Raw genomic sequence first — 20,658 nt, forward strand, 5'->3', positions numbered from 1 at the left:
GCCGTGGCGCGTTCGGGCTGTGGCAGGGTTGCGGCGTTCAGGCGCCGGGCAGGACACGCAGGAGCTGGCGGCGGGCGCGGCGCAGGGCCAGGCGGCGGGCGAGGCCGGGTGCGGCGTAGGCAGTGACGACGAGGACGGCCACGGCGGTGAACGTGGTGAGCGGGCCGACCCAGCAGGACATCAGCAGCGCGCTGCCGGTCAGGAGTAGCACGGCGAGGGTGAGCGCGAGGGCCTGGTCGTGGTGCACCGGATCGGCTTGTCTGCTCACGCCCGGCGCAGGCATCCGGCCGGCACCTGGCCTCCGCGCACGATGCGCCACAGGCTCCCGCCGCCGCACTCGCGGTACTGCGACCAGGAGCTGCGGCCGACGGCGACGATGCACGACGTCACCCGCTCGCCCCGGCGCAGGTAGCACACGATCGGCGAACGCGTCGTCGCGACCGGTCCCTCGTTCCACGCCGGCATGCGCACGGCCACCTTCTGGACTGCCTGCCAGGTCGACGTGCACGGCGCGGACGCGGCGGCGGTGGTCGGCGGAGCAGCGGACAGGGCGGTCGCAAGGACGGCGGCGACGGCAACCGCCGTGGTGAGCAGACGTCGAGTCAGGTGCATACGCGATCAACCCCACTGCCCACCCGCCCGGTCACGATCCCCCGCACAAGATCACCCGCCAGGGGGTGGGCGGGCAGCTTGTCGGCCCGTCCCGCGCGCGGCCCCGCCGACGCGCAAGCAGACACCAGTGCGCCCCGATCCCCCGGCGGCGCGCTCACTCCGCCCCGCCCGCTCCCTTTCACCTTCTTTCTTCCTGATCACAGGGGCGCGGGGGTGTGCTGAGGGGGATGTCGGTTCCGCCGACCATGCGTAAGAGGCCACCTGACGTGGGGTGTTGGGGAGGCTGGGCGTGGGTCGAGGGCAAGGGATAGCGCAGGAGATGGCGCAGGAGTTTGTGCGTGAGGTGGTGCAACGGATCGCGATTACAGTATTATGGAACATGCCAGAAAGGGTGGCTCCCTGACCGGCACCGCCGAACGTTCGTCACCTGAAGGGAAGCCTCAAGTGGCTCACGAGATCGAGCAGTTCACCGACGGCACCGCCGCTTTCGTCTCCGCCAACACGAGCGCCTGGCACAAGCTCGGCACCGTCACCGACGGCGCGCTGAGCGCCGAGGAGGCCATGCGCATCGCGTCTCTGTCCGGCTGGAACGTGCGGCTCCTCCCCCTGACCGCGACCGAGATCACGGCCGACGGGACCACGCCGCTGGAGGTCGCGCAGCACTTCGCGACCGCGCGGACGCATCCGAGGACCGGCCGCACGCAGACGCTCGGAGTGGTCGGCAGCGACTACCACCCCGTGCAGAACGAGGAGCACGCCGAGTTCCTCAACCTCCTGGCCGATGAGTCCGGGGCGCACTTCGAGACCGCCGGATCGCTCAAGGACGGCCGTCAGGTGTTCCTGACCATGAAGATGCCGCAGACCCTCACGATCGGCCGTGACGACGACGTTGATCTGTACATCGCGGCGTTCAACAGCCACGACGGAGGCAGCGCCTTCCGCGTCGTGGTGACGCCGGTCCGGGTGGTGTGCGCGAACACGATGCGCGCGGCCATCCACGGGGCCCGCTCTTCGTTCGTGGTGCGGCACACCGCTGGAGCCAAGGCCCGTATCGCGCAGGCCCGTTCCGCCCTGGGTCTGACCTTCCGGTACGCCGAGGAGTTCGAGCAGGCCGCGCAGCGCATGATCGAAGCCGAGATGACGCTCAGCGAGCTGAAGTCGGTGGTGGACGAGCTGTGGCCGGTCAAGGACAGCGACCACGCCCGCGCCAAGACCAACCAGCGCCGGCGCTGGGGGGCGATCTCGAACCTGTTCGTGCACGCCGACACCCAGGCCGGTATCCGGGGCACGCGGTGGGCCGGATACAACGCGCTCACCGAGTACGCGAACCACGTCGCCCCGGTCCGGGGCAAGACCGCCGCCGAGAAGGCGGACGCCCGCGCCGAGCGGGTCATCAGCGGAGCGGCGAACGACCTGATGGAGAAGGCGTTCGCCCTCACCGCGGTCTGACCCCCTGACCGCCGGGCGGGCGCTCGTACTCCCCCACGGGTGCCCGCCCGGCCCCTCACAGGCCGGCAGAGACCGTCCCGCCCGAGCACGAAGGCTCACCCCGCCTCAGGAGCGCGGAGCGCTCCCCGGCCCGCCCCTGCCGTGTAGCGGCTGCACGCGTCTGCGGGGCAGCCCGCACGATCACGTCCGCCGCTTGCTGCGCCCGGTCCGTGCCGGCGGACGTTCAGCGGTTCGACGCCCACCGCCCCCTGGAAGGCCATTCATGCCCATCTGGAAGTGGAAGATCAAAGGCATCGTCGACGACTTCGACGCGTGCGGTTGCTGCGGCCGCCGCGGACTCAGGCGCACGGTTGCGTTGATGCCGCTGGACGCCGACGGGAACGAGGACGGTACCGCCGAGGACGTCGTGTACTACGGCACGTCGTGCGCTGCTACTGCGCTGGGCTGGACGCAGGGCAAGGTGGCTGACACCGCGCGCGCCGCCCAGGCCGAGCGGGACCAGCGCGACGCCTACGCCCGCCGGATGATCAGCATCTACGCCCCGGTGGAGTTCGCCCCCGTACGTGACAAGGCCCGCGTCTACTACGGCCGCAACCAGCACCAGCGGGACACGGGCGTGAAGGCGAGTGAGGAAGTGGCGAAGCTGCTGGCCAAGGCCCGCGCGACACTGGCCGACACGACGACCGGCCCGGCCCGCCCGTCGCGGATCGAGGACTTCTGCCGCTACCTCGTGATCTTCACCAGCGACGAGCGGATCCACCTCGTTCAGCGCGTGCCGGAGCAGGAGGCCGAGCGCCAGGAGCAGGCCGCAGCCGCCCAGCGTCGCGCGGAACAGATCCGGGGCAGCGTCCTGGTCGTGGCCGCGCTGGACGCCGAGGCCGCGCGCGACGTCGCGTACGCCGACGAACTGACCCGCGCATGGAACGCGAAGGCCTGGCAGGCCGGCCATGTCTGAGACCGCGCCCGGGCCCCGGTTGTTCATCGGGAGCCGCGTCACCTACCACGGCACTGTTGCCGAGATGCACGACCGCCCCCTGTACCTCCTGCCGTGCATGTGGTTCGGACACTGCCAGGCCTGCTGGGAGCAGGACGACAAGTTCGGCGAGCACCGCCCACAGGAGCGGGACCACTTCATGGCGGTCGACCTCACCACCGGCCGCCGTTTGCACCACGCCCGCCGAGCGCACCTGACCCCGATCCCGCACGAGTGGCCCGCGGACACCGTTGCGGTCCACATCAACGGCTACTGGTACGCCGCCGCGTACACCACGCCAGGCGGAAGCGATCGGGCCCGGACGGTGCACTTCTACACCGCCGAGGACTTCACGGGGCGCACCTGGTGCCACATCCGGGAGCCCGCGCCCGACATGCACCGCTTGGACGAGCAGGGCCGCCACCACCTCGTCGTCTGACCGAGTCCCGCGCGCCACAGCGCGGGACACCCCGCGCTGCTCGCGCATCCCGAGCGCCACCCAAGCGAAGGGCCCTCGCACCGATGAAGATCAGCCGCGAAGTGCACCTGCGCCACATCCTGACGAGCGATACCTCCCTGCCCATGACCGCCGAGCTGCGCTATGACAGCGCCGATCCCTACGCCGTGCGCGCCACCTTCCACCCCGGGCCGGAGGAAGCCGTGGAGTGGGTGTTCGCCCGCGGCCTTCTCGCCGAAGGCCTGCACCGGCCCACCGGTATCGGCGATGTCCGCGTCTGGCCGGCCCGCAGCTCTGACCGAGGCACCGTGAGCATCGTGCTGAGTACTCCAGAGGGAGAAGCACTCCTCGAAGCCCCCGTGCGGGCCCTGGAGTCTTTCCTGAACCAGACGAACGCTGCCGTACCACCCGGCACGGAACATCAGCACTTCGATCTCGACGCCGAACTCGCCCGCATCCTCGCGGAGAGCTGATAAAGCCCCACCGAGTCGTCGACACCGTCTCGGGAACGCGCCGGGCCGCGTCGGCTGGCCCGCCGTCGTGCAGGCCGCCGTACAGCCCTGCGCGAGCAGCTCAACGCCTCCCCGTACCGACCCCACCCCGTTGCTGCCGGACCCGTCCGTCACCGGCTGAGACCCCGGCCCGGCCCCGGCAGGGGCCGGGGTCGCCCGTCAACTCTTCATTCCCGTACGCCCTATGAGGAGACGCCTTGTGATGACCATTGCCACTCCGTCCGGCACCGTCCGCGCCGTCCCGTCCGAAGCGGACGCCACCGGAGCCGTGCGCTACACCCTCACCGGCGCGGCCACGGGAACTGTCCACGTGACCGCGACCAGCAGCCCTGCCCGGTGGGACCGTTTCGACGCCGTCCGGGCCACCCTCGGATCCGCCGGCGCTCGCCAGTTGCCCGCCGAGCCGCTGGTGCGCATCCGCGGCCGCGCCTACCAGGGCAGCACAGTGCGCGTACTCGCCTACTCCGCCGACGTGCCCTGGGGGTGGCAGGACCCGATGACCTTGGTCGACACCGACGACCGCCCCGCACCCGAGCCGGCCCGCCAGACGCTGACCGCCATCCTGCGCGCGTGCGCCGGCGCCGATGGTGTCCACGACGTCGGCCTTCTCACCCGGCACGGAGTACTCCCCGCCGTCCCGGGTGAAGACGGTGAGTCCGGCAGCGCCGCGCGTGACCACGACGGCCGACGGACCGGCCGCGAGCCACTCGCCGGGGGTGCCGCCGAGCCAACGGGCGTCGTCCTCGGACAGCTTGAGGAGCGTGACCGACGGCAGCCAGCTCCGAAACCGCGCCCGGTAGGCGTCCGCGTCGGGAATCAGACCCGGCCGGATGTTCGGGTCCAGGGTGGTGAACATGCCCTGCCCGGACGCGGAGCGCAGCAGTTCCGCGTAGGCGCTCGCGCCGGGTTCGAGGACCAGGGAACAGGTCCCGAAGGACACCGCCCGGGTCCCTTCGGGCAGCCGGTCCGGCGCCGTGAACAGCCGGTCGGCGGTGCCTTCGACATAGAAGGAGTAGGCGGCCGAGCCGCTCGCGTCGAGCGTCGCGGCGGCCAGTGTGGTCGGCTCCGTGCCGCGCTGCACGGCCGACACGTCCACCTCTGCCCGGCGCAGCCCGTCGAGCAGCGCCTCGCCGAAGGCGTCGTAGGAGATACGGGAGCAGAAGGCCGTGGGGGAGCCGAGGCGGCCGAGGGCCACGGCGGTGTTGTAGGGACCACCGCCCGGCACCGGTGTCAGGCCCGCCAGGGCGCCGGGCCCCTGCGGTACCAGGTCGATCAGTGCCTCACCGGCGACGACGATCACGAGTCCGGGTCCTTTCCGCGGCGGTGAGGGCCGCCCGGCCCGTGGGGGCCGGACGTGCTGCTGCGGCCGGGCGGGCCGCTCCGGCCGGCCGACGCAGCCGGGAACGTATCCCATCCGGCCCCCGGCGCAAAACGCCTGTGCGAGCGTCCCGCGCGGTGGCCCGGCCTCGCGTCCGACCGGAACGATGTCCTCCGTTAGGGTCGGAAGGTACCGCCCCCGACCCGTGGAGATCCTCATGCCCGGCCGTCCCGTCCCGAGCCGCCGCACCCTTCTGCGAGGGGCGGCCGCCGCGCCCGTCGCCGGGTTCGGTCTCGCCGCCTGTGCGACCGGGCAGGCCGCGCCCGCCGTGCCGACCGCACCGGTCCAGGTCGGCGCGGAGAGCGAGATCGCCCCGGGCGGCGCCAAGCTGTACCGGGACCACAACGTGGTGGTCGGCCGGCGCGAGGACGGCACCCTCAAGGCGTACAGCACGATCTGCACGCACGCGTTGTGCCCCATCAACAAGCTGGAGGGGACCACCCTGGTCTGCCCCTGTCACGGCAGCCGGTTCGACGCGCTGACGGGCAAGGTGGTGCACGCCCCGGCCACCGTGCCGCTGACCGAGCTGACAGTCGAGGTCAAGGACGGCCGGATCGTCGCGGGGCCCGCGGCCTGATCACAGCAGGCGCCGGGTCTTCGCGCTCACTCCCAGTCCCATCCGATGCCGACGAGTCCCGCCCGCACCCGCGGCTCGACGAGATGCACCGAGCGGTGCTGCGGACTGAGCGCCAGCCCCTGGCGGCCGCTGCGCGGGGCCGCCGCGGAATGCTGGGTGAACCGATGGCAGCGCACCGGCAGCGTGTGCGCGTCGAAGCACACCTCCAGGGCGTACTGTCCGCCCGCCATGCCGAACTCGCGCAGGTACTCGCGGGAGGCTCCGGCCGTACCGTCCTCGACGGCGTAGCGGAAGAGGAACGTGTCACCGGAGCGCAGCCGGGTGTCGAAGAGCAGCTCGGCCACGAGCACCCCGGTGTCGTGATGCCGGCGGACGCGTCCCGTGCGGCAGTTCTCCAGGGCCCGCACCGTCATCCGCTCCGGTGCGCAGCCCTGGTCCCCGTGGTGGACGGCCACGAAGCGGTCGACGCCGTCGCGGTGGGCCCGCACGATGTGGTGCGACTCGCGCCCCAGGAGCTCGCCGCCCGCGCCGATCCGCACCCGTTCGTGGTGCCCCAGGGAGTCCAGTCCGTTGTCGACGGGGTACTCCAGTTCGGCCAGCAGATGTTCGAGGACTCCCGAAGCCGCGACGAAGGAGCGGTAGGAGCGGGACGAGGGCCGGTCGCCGTGGGTGCCGTCCTCGGATTCGGCGAGCAGACGTATCAAGGACTCGTCCGGGAGTTGCAGTATCTCCTCCAGGGCCCGCACCGCCCGCAGCGACTCGGGGCGCTGCGGGCGGCGGGCGCCCTGCTGCCAGTAGCTCAGGCTGGTGACGCCGACCTTCACGCCGTAGCGGGAGAGATGGTGCTGTACACGTTGCAGCGGCAGTCCGCGGGCCGCGATCGCGGCCCGCAGTGCGACGTGGAAGGGGCCGCCTCGCAGGGCCGTGTCCAGTTCCGCGATGGCGACGTCGGCGGCGACGTCCGCGTGCTGTGTGGCGTGCGGCATGCAGGGGCCTTTCTGTGAATGTCACAACGGCTGGTCAGACCGTTCGCGGGAGCGAAACCGGGGCCGCCCGGCGTGCGTCGGGAGTCGTCACGCCCGTACGCCGTCGTGCACGGCCCCGAGTTCCCCCGCATTGAAGCGTGTTGACCAAGTCCCGACAACACCTGAAGCCCAACAGCGGCGGACTCCTGGCCGAGTCCGCACCGTGCCGTCGCGGCCCGGCAGCAGGCCGTGACGAGCCCCTAGGAGGGTGCGCGAGGGGGTGTGGAGCGCCCGGTCGCACCGCCGGTACGGTCCCCGGTGTTCGCACTGTGCGTACTTGCAACGCGACCCCGGGTGACCGGGTTGGCGGCGCTCGCCCGACCGGGACCCCGGCCGACGTTGTCCACAGCCCCGCCGGAGTGTCGCCCCTCGCCAGTAGGGTGTGAGACATGGCCGATCCCTCCAGCTACCGCCCCAAGCCGGGACAGATCCCGGACTCTCCCGGGGTGTACAGGTTCCGCGACGAGCACCGCCGGGTGATCTACGTCGGCAAGGCGAAGAGCCTGCGCCAGCGCCTGGCGAACTACTTCCAGGACCTGGCGGGACTGCACCCGCGCACCCGGACGATGGTGACCACCGCCGCGTCCGTGGAGTGGACCGTCGTGTCCACGGAGGTCGAGGCGCTCCAGCTGGAGTACTCCTGGATCAAGGAGTACGACCCCCGGTTCAACGTCAAGTACCGCGACGACAAGAGCTACCCGTACCTCGCGGTGACGATGAACGAGGAGTTCCCGCGCGTGCAGGTGATGCGCGGTCACAAGAAGAAGGGCGTGCGCTACTTCGGTCCCTATGTGCACGCGTGGGCCATCCGCGACACCGTCGACCTGCTGCTGCGCGTCTTCCCCGTGCGCACCTGCTCGGCGGGCGTCTTCAAGAACGCCTCCCGCACCGGCCGCCCCTGTCTGCTCGGCTACATCGGCAAGTGTTCGGCGCCCTGTGTGGGACGTGTCTCCGCCGAGGAGCACCGCGAACTGGCCGAGGACTTCTGCGACTTCATGACCGGCCGCACCGGCACCTACCTCCGCCGTCTGGAACGGCAGATGGCGGAGGCCGCCGAGGAGATGGAGTACGAGCGGGCCGCCCGCCTGCGCGACGACATCGAGGCCCTGAGAAAGGCCATGGAGAAGAACGCGGTCGTGCTCGCGGACGCGACCGACGCCGACCTCATCGCGGTCGCGGAGGACGAGCTGGAGGCGGCGGTCCAGATCTTCCACGTCCGCGGCGGGCGCGTGCGCGGCCAGCGCGGCTGGGTGACCGACAAGGTGGAGGAGGTCACCACCGGCGCTCTCGTGGAGCACGCGCTCCAGCAGCTCTACGGCGAGGAGAGCGGGGACGCCGTCCCCAAGGAGGTCCTCGTACCGGCCCTGCCCGAGCCGGTGGAGCCCGTGCAGGAGTGGCTGACCGGACGCCGTGGCTCCCAGGTGTCCCTGCGCATCCCGCAGCGCGGCGACAAGCGGGCCCTGATGGAGACGGTCGAGCGCAACGCCCAGCAGGCGCTCGTCCTGCACAAGACCAAGCGGGCCTCCGACCTGACCACGCGCTCACGCGCCCTGGAGGAGATCGCGGACGCCCTCGAACTGGACAGCGCGCCCCTCAGGATCGAGTGCTACGACATCTCCCACCTCCAGGGTGACGACGTGGTCGCGTCGATGGTCGTCTTCGAGGACGGGCTGCAGCGCAAGGGCGAGTACCGCCGCTTCCAGATCAAGGGCTTCGAGGGCCAGGACGACGTCCGCTCCATGCACGAGGTGATCACCCGCCGGTTCCGGCGCTACCTCGTGGAGAAGGAGCGGACGGGGGAGTGGGCCGAAGACACGGCCGGCGAACAGGCCGGCGGGAGCGACGGCGACGGCGATGTCGGCGGTGGCGTCGGCGGTGGGACGAACGGGTCGCACCCCCTCACCGAGGAGGACGGGCGGCCCAAGCGCTTCGCCTACCCGCCCCAGCTCGTCGTCGTCGACGGCGGTCAGCCGCAGGTCGCGGCGGCCAAGCGGGCCCTGGACGAGCTCGGCATCGACGACATCGCCGTCTGCGGCCTGGCCAAGCGCCTGGAGGAGGTCTGGCTGCCGGACCAGGACGATCCGGTCGTCCTGCCCCGCACCAGCGAGGGCCTCTACCTGCTCCAGCGCGTCCGTGACGAGGCCCACCGCTTCGCGATCACCTATCAGCGCACCAAGCGTGCCAAGCGCTTCCGGGCCGGCCCCCTGGACGACGTCCCGGGCCTGGGCGAGACCCGCAAGCAGGCACTGATCAAGCACTTCGGGTCGGTGAAGAAACTGCGCTCCGCGACCATCGACGAGATCTGCGAGGTTCAGGGCATAGGCCGCAAGACGGCCGAGACCATCGCCGTGACCCTCGCCCAGGCGGCTCCGGCCGCGCCCGCCGTGAACACGGCCACTGGAGAGATCATGGAAGAAGACCACGAGACCGGGGCGCCCGAGACGACGGCGGACGCTCCTGGGGACCCCGTGACCGCGGGCGTCTCCGACGAACGACGGGGGCAGGAACCATGACCGAGCACGAGACGCAGCCCACAGCGGACCGAGAACGCACGCCCGCGAGGACGAGCGACAATTCCGCCAGGCAGGATGCACCCCAGCACGACGCACCCCAGCAGGATGCGACCAGGCAGGATGCACCCCAGCAGGACGCACCCGGGCAGGACGGGCCGCACGACGCACGCCATGAAGACGGAGCACAGGTGAGTACGGACAGCACACCGACCGGGAACCCGGACGCGGTCATCCCCGAGCTGGTGATCATCTCCGGCATGTCGGGGGCCGGACGCTCGACGGCCGCCAAGTGTCTGGAGGACCTCGGCTGGTTCGTCGTCGACAACCTCCCGCCGGCCCTGATCCCCACCATGGTGGAGCTCGGCGCCCGCTCACAGGGCAACGTGGCCCGCATCGCGGTCGTCGTCGACGTGCGCGGACGCCGCTTCTTCGACAACCTCCGCGAGTCCCTCGCCGACCTCGACGTCCGGGGCGTCACGCACCGGGTCGTCTTCCTGGAGTCCTCGGACGACGCCCTGGTGCGCCGCTTCGAGTCGGTGCGCCGCCCGCACCCGCTCCAGGGCGACGGCCGGATCGTCGACGGCATCGCCGCCGAGCGCGAGCTGCTGCGCGAGCTGCGCGGCGACGCCGACCTGGTCATCGACACCTCCAGCCTGAACGTGCACGAGCTGCGCGCCAAGATGGACGCCCAGTTCGCCGGCGAGGAGGAGCCCGAGCTGCGGGCCACCGTCATGTCCTTCGGCTTCAAGTACGGTCTCCCGGTCGACGCCGACCTGGTCGTGGACATGCGCTTCCTGCCCAACCCGCACTGGGTCCCCGAGCTGCGCCCCTTCACCGGGGTCAACGAGGAGGTGGCGGCGTACGTCTTCAACCAGCCCGGCGCGAAGGAGTTCCTCGACCGCTACGCGGAGCTCCTCCAACTGGTAGCCGCGGGCTATCGCCGTGAGGGCAAGCGTTATGTGACCATCGCGGTCGGCTGTACGGGCGGGAAGCACCGTTCGGTCGCGATGTCGGAGAAACTTGCCGCGCGCCTTGCGGCCGAGGGTGTGGAGACGGTGGTCGTACACCGGGACATGGGACGGGAATGACGGCACGAACTCTGCGACTGGGCCGACTGCGCCGGGGGGTACCCGACGGGCGCGTGAACCGGCCGGTCGAGGCCCGCGGCGGCAAGCCCCGCCGCCGCGGCGCCCAGCCCAAGGTCGTCGCCCTCGGCGGCGGCATGGGCCTGTCCGCCTCGCTCGCCGCGCTGCGCCGGATCACCGGCGACCTCACCGCCGTCGTCACCGTGGCCGACGACGGCGGCTCCAGCGGACGGCTGCGCGACGAGCTGGGCGTGCTGCCGCCCGGCGACCTGCGCAAGGCGCTGGCCGCGCTGTGCGGCGACGACGACTGGGGCCAGACCTGGGCCCGTGTCATCCAGCACCGCTTCGAGTCCAAGGGCGACCTGCACGAGCACGCGGTCGGCAATCTGCTGATCGTCGCCCTGTGGGAGCAGCTCGGCGACCATGTGCAGGCCCTGGACCTGGTCGGCAAGCTGCTCGGCGCGCACGGGCGGGTGCTGCCCATGTCCGCCGTGCCGCTGGAACTCCAGGCCCTGGTCCGCGGCCACGACCCGGACCGGCCCGAAGACATGGACACCGTGCGCGGCCAGGCGACGGTCGCCCTCACGCCCGGCGAGGTGCAGTCCGTGCACCTCGTGCCGAACGACCCGCCCGCCGTGCCCGAGGCCGTCGCCGCGGTCCTGGACGCGGACTGGGTGGTGCTCGGCCCCGGCTCCTGGTTCTCCTCGGTCATCCCGCACCTGCTGGTGCCGGAACTGCTGGACGCGCTCACGCAGACCAAGGCGCGCCGGGTACTCTCCCTGAACCTCGCACCGCAGCCCGGAGAAACCGAAGGGTTCTCCCCGCAGCGTCATTTGGAGGTTTTGGGACGACACGCCCCTAAACTCGCCCTGGACGTGGTGCTGGCCGACGAGGCCGCCGTGCCCGACCGCGACTCGCTGACCGAAGCCGCCAACCGGTTCGGGGCCGCGGTCGAGCTGGCGCCGGTGGCCCGGGCCGATGGGACTTCGCGGCACGACCCGGAGCTCCTCGCCGCCGCGTACGACCGTATTTTTCGGATGCATGGAAGGATCGGCCCATGGCGATGACGGCAGCGGTGAAGGATGAGATCTCCCGGCTCCCCGTCACCCGGACCTGCTGCAGAAAGGCGGAGGTCTCCGCCATCCTGCGGTTCGCCGGCGGCCTTCACCTGGTGAGCGGGCGCATTGTGATCGAGGCGGAGCTGGACACCGCGATGGCGGCCCGTCGGCTCAAGCGCGACGTCCTGGAGATCTTCGGCCACACTTCCGAGCTGATCGTGATGGCGCCGGGCGGCCTGCGCCGCGGCTCGCGCTACGTGGTGCGGGTGGTCGCGGGCGGCGACCAGCTGGCCCGGCAGACCGGCCTGGTGGACGGCCGCGGCCGTCCGATCCGCGGGCTTCCCCCGCAGGTGGTCTCCGGGGCCACCTGTGACGCCGAGGCGGCCTGGCGCGGGGCGTTCCTGGCGCACGGCTCGCTGACCGAACCCGGCCGCTCGTCGTCCCTGGAGGTGACCTGCCCGGGTCCGGAGGCCGCCCTCGCCCTGGTCGGCGCCGCCCGCAGGCTGTCCATCGCGGCGAAGGCCCGCGAGGTCCGCGGGGTGGACCGGGTCGTCGTCCGGGACGGCGACGCGATCGGCGCGCTGCTCACCCGGCTCGGTGCGCACGAGTCCGTGCTGGCCTGGGAGGAGCGCCGGATGCGCCGCGAGGTGCGCGCCACGGCGAACCGCCTGGCCAACTTCGACGACGCCAACCTGCGCCGCTCGGCCCGTGCGGCCGTCGCCGCGGGCGCCCGCGTCCAGCGTGCCCTGGAGATCCTCGCCGACGAGGTGCCCGAGCACCTGGCGGCCGCGGGCCGGCTGCGCATGGAGCACAAGCAGGCCTCCCTGGAGGAGCTGGGCGCGCTCGCCGACCCGCCGCTGACCAAGGACGCGGTCGCCGGCCGGATCCGCCGGCTGCTGGCGATGGCCGACAAGCGGGCCTCCGATCTGGGCATCCCGGGTACCGAGGCCAACATCTCCGAGGACCTGGCCGACAACCTGGTCGGCTGATCCGGCCGCGGCCGACACGCCGGTGCCCCGCCCTAGGGGCCCGGGCACCGGCGTTTGTCCGTCTTTGATGCACTCTTGACTGGATCATGAAGTGTCATGAGCCTGGCAGGTGTTCGTCGTCGTGGCGGACCACTGCTAGGGGGGTTCATGAGACACAGAGCGAGATCGATCCTCGCTGTCGGCGCGCTCCTGATCGGCGGAGCGAGCATCGCACCCATCGCCCAGGCACAGAGCGGACACCCGGCGCCCACGTCCGGACCGGACGAGGTCAAGGTGTACCGCGCCGAGATCACCAAGCAGCAGTTACCCCTGCTGCTGGCCGCCGGACAGGACGGCCAGGAGCTCGCCGGACAAACACCCGACCAGGGCACGGCCGACGTCGAGGTCTACCTCACCGACGACCAGGCACGGAAGCTGGAGCGGCAGGGCGTCGACCTCACCGAGCACACCCTCTCGGCCAAGGCGGAGAACCGCGTCGCGGCCGCCGCCGAGCACGTGTTCCGCCCGTACAGCGGCAGCGGCGGCCTGAAGGAGGAGATCGTCAGGACCGGCCAGGAGAACCCCGGCCTCACCAAGGTCGTCTCCATCGGAAAGACGGTCGACGGCCAGGACATCCTCGCGCTCAAACTGACCAAGGGCGCCAAGAAGTCCCGGGACGGCTCCAAGCCCTCCGTGCTGTACATGTCCAACCAGCACGCCCGCGAGTGGATCACGCCGGAGATGACCAGGCGGCTGCTGCACTACTACCTGGACAACTACAGGACCGACCAGCGGGTCAGGAAGATCGTCGACTCCACCGAGCTGTGGTTCGTGCTGTCGGCCAACCCCGACGGCTACGACTACACCTTCCAGAGCAGCGACACCCGCCTGTGGCGCAAGAACCTGCGGGACGTCAACGGCGACGGCGTCATCAGTACCGGCGACGGCGTCGACCTCAACCGCAACTTCGCCTACAAGTGGGGCTACGACGACGAGGGCTCGTCCCCCAACCCCACCAGCGAGACCTACCGCGGCGCGGCCCCGGCCTCCGAGCCCGAGACCAAGGCGCTCGACGCGTTCGAGAAGCGGATCGGCTTCACGTACGGCATCAACTACCACTCCGCCGCCGAACTGCTCCTCTACGGCGTCGGCTGGCAGGTCGCCACGCCGACCCCGGACGACGTCCTGTACAAGGCGCTGGCCGGCACCCCCGAGAACTCCGCGATCCCGGGCTACCACCCGCAGGTCTCCTCGGAGCTCTACACCACCAACGGCGAGGCGGACGGGCACGCGGGCAACGTCAACGGCATGGCGATGTTCACCCCCGAGATGTCGACCTGTCAGACCGCCTCGAACCTGGACCCGAACGACACCTGGAACGCCTCCGACTGCCAGTCGGGGTTCAACTTCCCGGACGACGAGAAGCTGATCCAGCAGGAGTTCGCCAAGAACGTCCCGTTCGCGCTGTCCGTCGCCGAGACCGCGGCCCATCCCGACCGGCCCTCGTCCCCGGTCGGCCTGACCGCCGCCGACTTCACCCCGGCGGCTTTCCCGACCTCGTACGCGCGCGGCGCCGACCAGGAGGTCTCGGTCGTCGTGCGCAGGTCGGTCCGCGACAAGGAGCTCAGGTACCGCGTCAACGGCGGCCGTACCCACGACCAGGCGCTCCGGCCCTGGAAGGGCGGCGAGACCTACGGCGGGAACGACAACCTCTACTTCGACGAGTACCGCGCCAAGGTCCGGGGCGCCGCACCGGGCGACAAGGTCGAGGTGTGGTTCACCGGCAGGGCCCGGAACGGGAAACCCACCGCCGGCGAGCACTTCACGTACACCGTCGCCGAACGGGCCAAGGCCGACACCCTCGTCGTCGCCGAGGAAGGCGCGAGCGCGGTACAGGCTCAGACGTACGTGGACGCGCTGAAGGCCAACGGCCGCAAGGCGGTCGTCTGGGACGTCGCCAACCAGGGCGCCCCCGACGCGCTCGGCGTGCTCGACCACTTCCGCACGGTCGTCCACTACACGGGCGCGGGACGGCCGGGCAACCCCACCCAGCTCCAGCTGCGCGCCTACCTCAACGAGGGCGGCAGACTGATCGAGGCGGGCGAGCAGGCCGGCGGCAGCGTGGACCTCGGCGACGGCACGCTCTCGAACGACTTCAGCCAGTACTACCTGGGCGCCTACTCGCGTACGTCGACGCCCGGAGCCACCGGCTTCAACGGCTCCGGGGCCCTCGCCGGCGCCGGGGGCGCGCTCGGCCCCGCGGCCGGCAACCCGCTCGACCGGGCGGGCACCTACGGGGTCACCTCCGACGAGCTGCCCACGGCCGGCTACCCGCAGTTCGCGAGCGCGGGCGCGGGCCAGTTCGCCGGCACCGTCAACCCGTACGGGCCGTACAGCGGTTCCGCCATGGCGGCCGCGGTGCACACCGACGACGCCTACAAGCGCCTCACCCGCACCATCGACCTCACCGGCGTCACCGCCGCCGACAAGCCCACCCTGCACGGCCGGCTGCTGTGGGACACCGAACCGGGCTACGACAACGCCGTCGTCGAGGCGCACACGGTGGGCGGCGAGGACTGGACGACGCTGCCCGAGGCGGGCGGCGCCACCGGCACCGCGGTCCCGGCGGAGTGCGGCGCGGGCTTCTACATCGGTGAACACCCCTGGCTGAAGCACTATCTGACGCTGACGTCGAGCGGCTGCACCGCCACCGGCAGCAGCGGCTCCTGGAACGCCTTCACCGGTGCCTCCGCCGGCTGGCAGCAGGTCGACTTCGACCTGAGCGCGTACGCCGGCAAGTCCGTCGAGGTCTCCCTCGCCTATGTCACCGACCCGGGCAGCGGCGGCCACGGCGTCCTCGCCGACGACCTGGCGCTCGTCGTCGGCGGCACGGCCACCCAGACCGAGGGCTTCGAGACGTCCCTGGGTGCCTGGCAGGTCACCGGGCCGCCGGCGGGCAGTCCCGCCGTCCTCAAGGACTGGGCGCGCACCGGAGCGCTGTTCCGCACATATGGAGCGGTCACCACCCACGACACCGTGCTGCTCGGTTTCGGCCTGGAACACGTCACCGCGGCGGCCGACCGTACGGCCCTGATCGGCAAGGCGCTCAAGGCACTCGGAGGGTAACTTCGGGTGACGATCGCATGATCGGAGCGGGCGGTCCGTACCCCTACTGGCGGGTACGGACCGCCTCGCCGCGTATGCGGCGACTCAATGTCACTCCGGGGGTCTCCGAGGGGTAGGGTCGTAGGCGGTCGGGGACATCCCATTTAGCTCGCCGGTGTCGCAACCGGCGTACCAACGAGGAGATCGGTTCGTGACGATCCGCGTAGGCATCAACGGCTTTGGCCGCATCGGTCGTAACTACTTCCGCGCGCTGCTGGAGCAGGGTGCTGACATCGAGATCGTGGCTGTCAACGACCTGGGTGACACCGCGACGACCGCGCACCTGCTCAAGTACGACACCATCCTCGGCCGTCTGAAGGCCGAGGTGTCGCACACCGCCGACACGATCACCGTCGACGGCCACACCATCAAGGTCCTGTCCGAGCGCAACCCCGCCGACATCCCGTGGGGCGAGCTCGGTGTCGACATCGTCATCGAGTCGACGGGCATCTTCACGAAGAAGGCCGACGCCGAGAAGCACCTGGCCGGCGGCGCCAAGAAGGTCCTCATCTCGGCTCCGGCCAAGGACGAGGACATCACCATCGTGATGGGCGTCAACCAGGACCAGTACGACCCGGCGAACCACAACATCATCTCCAACGCCTCCTGCACCACCAACTGTGTGGCGCCGATGGCCAAGGTTCTCGACGAGAACTTCGGCATCGTCAAGGGCCTGATGACGACGGTTCACGCGTACACCAACGACCAGCGCATCCTGGACTTCCCGCACTCGGACCTGCGTCGCGCCCGCGCCGCCGCCGAGAACATCATCCCGACCACGACGGGTGCCGCCAAGGCCACCGCCCTGGTCCTGCCCCAGCTCAAGGGCAAGCTCGACGGCATCGCCATGCGCGTCCCGGTCCCGACCGGCTCGGCCACCGACCTGGTCGTGACGCTCCAGCGCGAGGTCACCCGCGACGAGGTCAACGCCGCGTTCAAGAAGGCCTCCGAGGACGGCGACCTCAAGGGCTTCCTGGCGTACACCGAGGACCCGATCGTCTCCTCGGACATCGTCAGCGACCCGGCCTCCTGCACCTTCGACTCCTCCCTGACCATGGTCCAGGAGGGCAACACGGTGAAGATCCTCGGCTGGTACGACAACGAGTGGGGCTACTCCAACCGCCTCGTCGACCTGACGGTCTTCGTCGGCGACCAGCTCTGATCACCGGATCAGACACTTCGATGTGAGTGCAGGGCTCGGGCAGCGCACAGGCGCGCTGTCCGAGCCCTGACTCGCGTGCAGATCAACCCTCTTCCGAACACGAGCCCTCTCGGGAGTCCCCTACATGAAGACGATCGACGAACTTCTCGCCTCCGGCGTGGACGGCAAGCGGGTCTTCGTCCGCGCCGACCTCAACGTGCCGCTGGCCGACGGCGTGATCACCGACGACGGCCGCATCCGCGCCGTCCTGCCCACCGTCAAGGCCCTCGCGCAGGCGGGCGCCAAGGTGATCGTGGCCTCGCACCTGGGCCGCCCCAAGGGCGCCCCGGACCCCGCCTTCTCCCTGCTGCCCGCCGCCGAGCGGCTCGCCGAACTCCTCGGCGCCCCGGTCGCGTTCGCGCAGGACACCGTCGGCCCCGCCGCCCACGACGCCGTGGACGGCCTCCAGCCCGGCCAGGTCGCGGTCATCGAGAACCTGCGCTTCAACGCCGGTGAGACCTCCAAGGACGACGCCGAGCGCGGCGAGTTCGCAGACCGGCTCGCCGCCCTGGCCGACGTCTACGTCGGCGACGGCTTCGGCGCCGTGCACCGCAAGCACGCCTCCGTGTACGACCTGCCGGCCCGTCTGCCGCACTACGCCGGCTACCTCATCGCCACCGAGGTCGGCGTCCTGAAGAAGCTCACCGAGGACGTCGCGCGCCCCTACGTCGTCGCGCTCGGCGGCTCCAAGGTCTCCGACAAGCTCGCCGTCATCGACCAGCTGCTCGGCAAGGCCGACCGCATCCTGATCGGCGGCGGCATGGCCTTCACCTTCCTCAAGGCCAAGGGCTACGAGGTCGGCACCTCGCTGCTCCAGGAGGACCAGCTCCCGGCCGTCACCGAGTACATGGAGCGCGCCGAGAAGCAGGGCGTCGAGCTGGTGCTCCCGGTCGACGTCGTGGTCTCCCCGGGATTCCCGGACCTGAAGGCCAAGGCCGCCACCGAGCACACCGCCGTCGGCGCGGACGCGATGCCCGAGGGCCAGCTGGGCCTGGACATCGGCCCGAAGACCGGCGCCCTGTACGCAGCCAGGCTCGCCGACGCCGAGACCGTGTTCTGGAACGGTCCCATGGGCGTCTTCGAACACCCCGACTACGCCGAGGGCACCAAGGCGGTCGCCCAGGCCCTGGTCGACTCCAAGGGCTTCACCGTCGTCGGCGGCGGCGACTCCGCCGCCGCGGTGCGCACCCTCGGTTTCGACGAGAACGCATTCGGCCACATCTCGACCGGTGGTGGCGCCTCCCTCGAATACCTCGAGGGCAAGACGCTCCCCGGCCTCGCCGCACTGGAGGACTGACCCCGTATGACCACTCGCACGCCGCTGATGGCGGGCAACTGGAAGATGAACCTCAACCACCTCGAGGCCATCGCCCACGTCCAGAAGCTCGCCTTCGCCCTCGCCGACAAGGACTACGACGCCGTCGAGGTCACCGTCCTGCCGCCGTTCACCGACCTGCGCTCGGTGCAGACGCTGGTCGACGGCGACAAGCTCAAGATCAAGTACGGTGCCCAGGACCTCTCGGCGCACGACTCCGGCGCCTACACCGGCGAGATCTCCGGCTCGATGCTGGCCAAGCTGAAGTGCACGTACGTGGCCATCGGTCACTCCGAGCGCCGCCAGTACCACCACGAGACCGACGAGATCGTGAACGCCAAGGTCAAGGCCGCCTACAAGCACGGCCTGACCCCCATCCTGTGCGTCGGCGAGGAGCTCGACGTCCGCGAGGCGGACAACCACGTCACCCACACCCTCGCGCAGGTCGAGGGCGGTCTGAAGGACCTCCCGGCCGAGCAGGCCGAGTCCGTCGTGATCGCCTACGAGCCGGTCTGGGCGATCGGCACCGGCAAGGTCTGCGGTGCGCAGGACGCGCAGGAGGTCTGCGCGGCCATCCGCGGCAAGCTCGCCGAGCTGTACTCGCAGGAGCTGGCCGACAAGGTCCGCATCCAGTACGGCGGCTCCGTGAAGTCGGGCAACGTCGCCGAGATCATGGCGCAGGCCGACATCGACGGCGCCCTGGTCGGAGGTGCCTCGCTGGACGTCGACGAGTTCGTCAAGATCGTCCGCTTCCGCGACCAGTGAACCGGCCACCGGCCGGCAGTGGATCGGCCGGTGAGTAGGCGCTAGCGGCGATCCGTCGTACCCTTGCGGGGGCCGGGACTCCTTCACGAGTCCGGCCCCCGTCGTCCATCCAGTTCCGAGGAAGTTGGTCCAGCCGTGGTTTTGGGGTTCTCGATCGCCCTGATCGTCTTCAGCCTGCTGCTGATGCTGCTGGTGCTGATGCACAAGGGGAAGGGCGGCGGCCTCTCCGACATGTTCGGTGGCGGCATGCAGTCGTCCGTCGGCGGCTCCTCGGTCGCCGAGCGCAACCTCGACCGCATCACCGTGGTGATCGGTGTGCTCTGGTTCGCGTCCATCATCGTGCTCGGCATCCTGATGAAGGGCAACAGCTGATCGACGGAGTGCGCGCGAGCGCGTTTCGTGCGTAACGCCCCATGTTCGGTACGCGCCGCTGAGCGCGGCCTATCATGGGGCTTGCGTCTAGGTGTGGGGGCGGTAACTCCAATCACTGGACGCGCGTTGGGCCTTACGTAGACTGAGGCGCTCGCAGTGAGGCGAAACGCCGACTCGCTTCGCGGCACCATCACGCAGGGAGTTACACCGTGGCAAGTGGCAACGCGATCCGAGGAAGCCGGGTCGGGGCGGGGCCGATGGGCGAGGCCGAACGCGGCGAGTCAGCGCCGCGGCTGCGCATCTCCTTCTGGTGCTCCAACGGGCACGAGACGCAGCCCAGCTTCGCCAGTGACGCACAGGTGCCCGACAACTGGGACTGCCCGCGCTGCGGCTTCCCGGCCGGCCAGGACCGGGACAACCCCCCGGACCCGCCGCGCACCGAGCCCTACAAGACGCATCTGGCGTATGTGCGGGAGCGGCGCAGCGACGCGGACGGCGAGGCGATCCTCGCCGAGGCGCTCGCCAAGCTGCGGGGCGAGATCTGACGACCGGGTCCGGTCGGACATCGCAAGGTGTCCGGCCGGACCCGATGTCTTCTCCGTCCTGTCATCGCACCGTGCTGACACCAACACGTCAGCCGGACGTACCTGTAGTTGCGCCGCCGCTCAACTGATCAATTAGGTTGGATGCGGCAGCGGGGCAAGGTACGCAGCGGGACAGGCAGGAAAGAAGGCTGAAGTCGGATATGAACGCAGACGGCCGTTCCAGGCTCAATCAGACGCCCGAGTGGACCGCTCTGGCCAAGCACCGCGAGGAGCTCGCCGACACCGGTCTGCGGGAGCTGTTCGCCGGTGACCCCGGCCGGGGAAGCGGCTACACGCTCCAGGTCGGTGACCTTTACATCGACTACTCCAAGCACCTCGTCACCGACGAGACGCTGCGGCTGCTGCGCGAGCTGGCCGCCGCCACCGGCGTGTTCGGGCTGCGGGACGCGATGTTCCGCGGCGAGAAGATCAACACCACCGAGGACCGGGCGGTCCTGCACACCGCGCTGCGCGCCCCCCGGGACGCGGTGGTCGAGGTCGACGGCGAGAACGTCGTGCCCGGTGTGCACGCCGTCCTCGACCGGATGGCCGCGTTCGCCGACCGGATCCGCTCCGGCGAGTGGACCGGCCACACCGGCCGGCGCATCAAGAACGTCGTCAACATCGGCATCGGCGGCTCCGACCTCGG

At 70.8% G+C, this 20,658-nt stretch carries 19 protein-coding genes and 1 pseudogene; 16 read left to right on the forward strand and 4 right to left on the reverse strand.

Annotation, left to right across the window (positions count from 1 at the left end):
* Positions 1-37: 37 nt before the first annotated feature.
* Positions 38-268: a hypothetical protein gene (locus tag ABT085_RS26140; RefSeq protein WP_351612607.1), complete on the reverse strand. Its 231-nt coding sequence runs from the start codon at positions 266-268 to the stop codon at positions 38-40.
* The gene (locus ABT085_RS26145) at positions 265-612 is read right to left on the reverse strand and encodes a hypothetical protein (RefSeq protein WP_351612610.1); all 348 of its coding nucleotides are present in this window, start codon (positions 610-612) and stop codon (positions 265-267) included. The genes ABT085_RS26140 and ABT085_RS26145 overlap by 4 nt, the downstream gene beginning before the upstream one ends.
* Positions 613-1,056: 444 nt before the next feature.
* Between ABT085_RS26145 and ABT085_RS26150 the strand changes: the two genes are divergently transcribed.
* The 4 genes from ABT085_RS26150 (at position 1,057) to ABT085_RS26165 (ending at position 3,964) form a co-directional block, all read left to right on the forward strand.
* Positions 1,057-2,061 (forward strand): DUF932 domain-containing protein, encoded by a 1,005-nt coding sequence (locus tag ABT085_RS26150; protein ID WP_351612613.1) that lies wholly within the window; start codon positions 1,057-1,059, stop codon positions 2,059-2,061.
* A gap of 262 nt (positions 2,062-2,323) precedes the next feature.
* Positions 2,324-3,016 carry a hypothetical protein gene (locus tag ABT085_RS26155; protein WP_351612616.1) on the forward strand — a complete coding sequence of 231 codons (693 nt, stop codon included), beginning with the start codon at positions 2,324-2,326 and terminating at the stop codon, positions 3,014-3,016.
* A 64-nt stretch (positions 3,017-3,080) separates the two neighbouring features.
* Positions 3,081-3,473: a hypothetical protein gene (locus tag ABT085_RS26160; protein WP_351612619.1), complete on the forward strand. Its 393-nt coding sequence runs from the start codon at positions 3,081-3,083 to the stop codon at positions 3,471-3,473.
* 83 nt (positions 3,474-3,556) lie between these two features.
* The gene (locus ABT085_RS26165) at positions 3,557-3,964 is read left to right on the forward strand and encodes an SsgA family sporulation/cell division regulator (RefSeq protein ID WP_351612622.1); all 408 of its coding nucleotides are present in this window, start codon (positions 3,557-3,559) and stop codon (positions 3,962-3,964) included.
* A 613-nt stretch (positions 3,965-4,577) separates the two neighbouring features.
* Here the strand turns inward: ABT085_RS26165 and ABT085_RS26170 are convergent.
* A pseudogene (locus tag ABT085_RS26170) lies at positions 4,578-5,303 on the reverse strand (carbohydrate kinase family protein); the annotation flags it as partial.
* A 235-nt stretch (positions 5,304-5,538) separates the two neighbouring features.
* On the opposite strand from ABT085_RS26170, the gene ABT085_RS26175 reads away from it, so the two are divergent.
* On the forward strand, positions 5,539-5,958 hold the full coding sequence (locus tag ABT085_RS26175; protein ID WP_351612625.1) for a Rieske (2Fe-2S) protein: 420 nt from the start codon (positions 5,539-5,541) through the stop codon (positions 5,956-5,958).
* A 26-nt stretch (positions 5,959-5,984) separates the two neighbouring features.
* On the opposite strand, the gene ABT085_RS26180 is transcribed toward ABT085_RS26175, so the two are convergent.
* Positions 5,985-6,944, reverse strand: a complete 960-nt coding sequence (locus ABT085_RS26180) for a hypothetical protein (protein ID WP_351612627.1) — start codon at positions 6,942-6,944, stop codon at positions 5,985-5,987.
* Between the two features lie 428 nt (positions 6,945-7,372).
* Here ABT085_RS26180 and uvrC point away from each other — a divergent pair, with 428 nt between their 5' ends.
* From uvrC to ABT085_RS26235, 11 genes are all read left to right on the forward strand, one after another.
* Entirely contained in the window at positions 7,373-9,496 is a 2,124-nt protein-coding gene (gene uvrC, locus ABT085_RS26185; RefSeq protein ID WP_351612634.1) for an excinuclease ABC subunit UvrC, read from the forward strand.
* Positions 9,493-10,584, forward strand: coding sequence for an RNase adapter RapZ (gene rapZ / locus ABT085_RS26190; protein ID WP_351612635.1), 1,092 nt, complete (start codon positions 9,493-9,495; stop codon positions 10,582-10,584). The genes uvrC and rapZ overlap by 4 nt, the downstream gene beginning before the upstream one ends.
* Complete coding sequence (locus tag ABT085_RS26195; protein WP_351612638.1) at positions 10,581-11,648, forward strand: gluconeogenesis factor YvcK family protein; 1,068 nt, start codon at positions 10,581-10,583, stop codon at positions 11,646-11,648. Before rapZ ends, ABT085_RS26195 begins: the two co-directional genes overlap by 4 nt.
* Positions 11,639-12,628, forward strand: a complete 990-nt coding sequence (gene whiA / locus ABT085_RS26200; protein WP_152889933.1) for a DNA-binding protein WhiA — start codon at positions 11,639-11,641, stop codon at positions 12,626-12,628. Before ABT085_RS26195 ends, whiA begins: the two co-directional genes overlap by 10 nt.
* 147 nt (positions 12,629-12,775) lie before the next feature.
* Positions 12,776-15,733, forward strand: a complete 2,958-nt coding sequence (locus ABT085_RS26205; RefSeq protein ID WP_351612642.1) for a M14 family metallopeptidase — start codon at positions 12,776-12,778, stop codon at positions 15,731-15,733.
* A gap of 190 nt (positions 15,734-15,923) precedes the next feature.
* Positions 15,924-16,934 (forward strand): type I glyceraldehyde-3-phosphate dehydrogenase, encoded by a 1,011-nt coding sequence (gene gap / locus ABT085_RS26210; protein WP_351612645.1) that lies wholly within the window; start codon positions 15,924-15,926, stop codon positions 16,932-16,934.
* Between the two features lie 124 nt (positions 16,935-17,058).
* Positions 17,059-18,270 carry a phosphoglycerate kinase gene (locus tag ABT085_RS26215; protein WP_351612647.1) on the forward strand — a complete coding sequence of 404 codons (1,212 nt, stop codon included), beginning with the start codon at positions 17,059-17,061 and terminating at the stop codon, positions 18,268-18,270.
* Positions 18,271-18,276: 6 nt separating this feature from the next.
* Complete coding sequence (gene tpiA, locus ABT085_RS26220; RefSeq protein ID WP_351612650.1) at positions 18,277-19,053, forward strand: triose-phosphate isomerase; 777 nt, start codon at positions 18,277-18,279, stop codon at positions 19,051-19,053.
* 135 nt (positions 19,054-19,188) lie between these two features.
* On the forward strand, positions 19,189-19,425 hold the full coding sequence (gene secG / locus ABT085_RS26225; protein WP_351612652.1) for a preprotein translocase subunit SecG: 237 nt from the start codon (positions 19,189-19,191) through the stop codon (positions 19,423-19,425).
* A 257-nt stretch (positions 19,426-19,682) separates the two neighbouring features.
* Positions 19,683-19,970, forward strand: coding sequence for an RNA polymerase-binding protein RbpA (locus ABT085_RS26230; protein WP_037668570.1), 288 nt, complete (start codon positions 19,683-19,685; stop codon positions 19,968-19,970).
* Between the two features lie 200 nt (positions 19,971-20,170).
* On the forward strand, positions 20,171-20,658 hold a 488-nt coding region (locus ABT085_RS26235; protein ID WP_502982807.1), incomplete at its 3' end, for a phosphoglucose isomerase-related protein.

This window comes from Streptomyces sp. NPDC002265 (genome assembly GCF_040296125.1).
Taxonomy (GTDB): domain Bacteria; phylum Actinomycetota; class Actinomycetes; order Streptomycetales; family Streptomycetaceae; genus Streptomyces.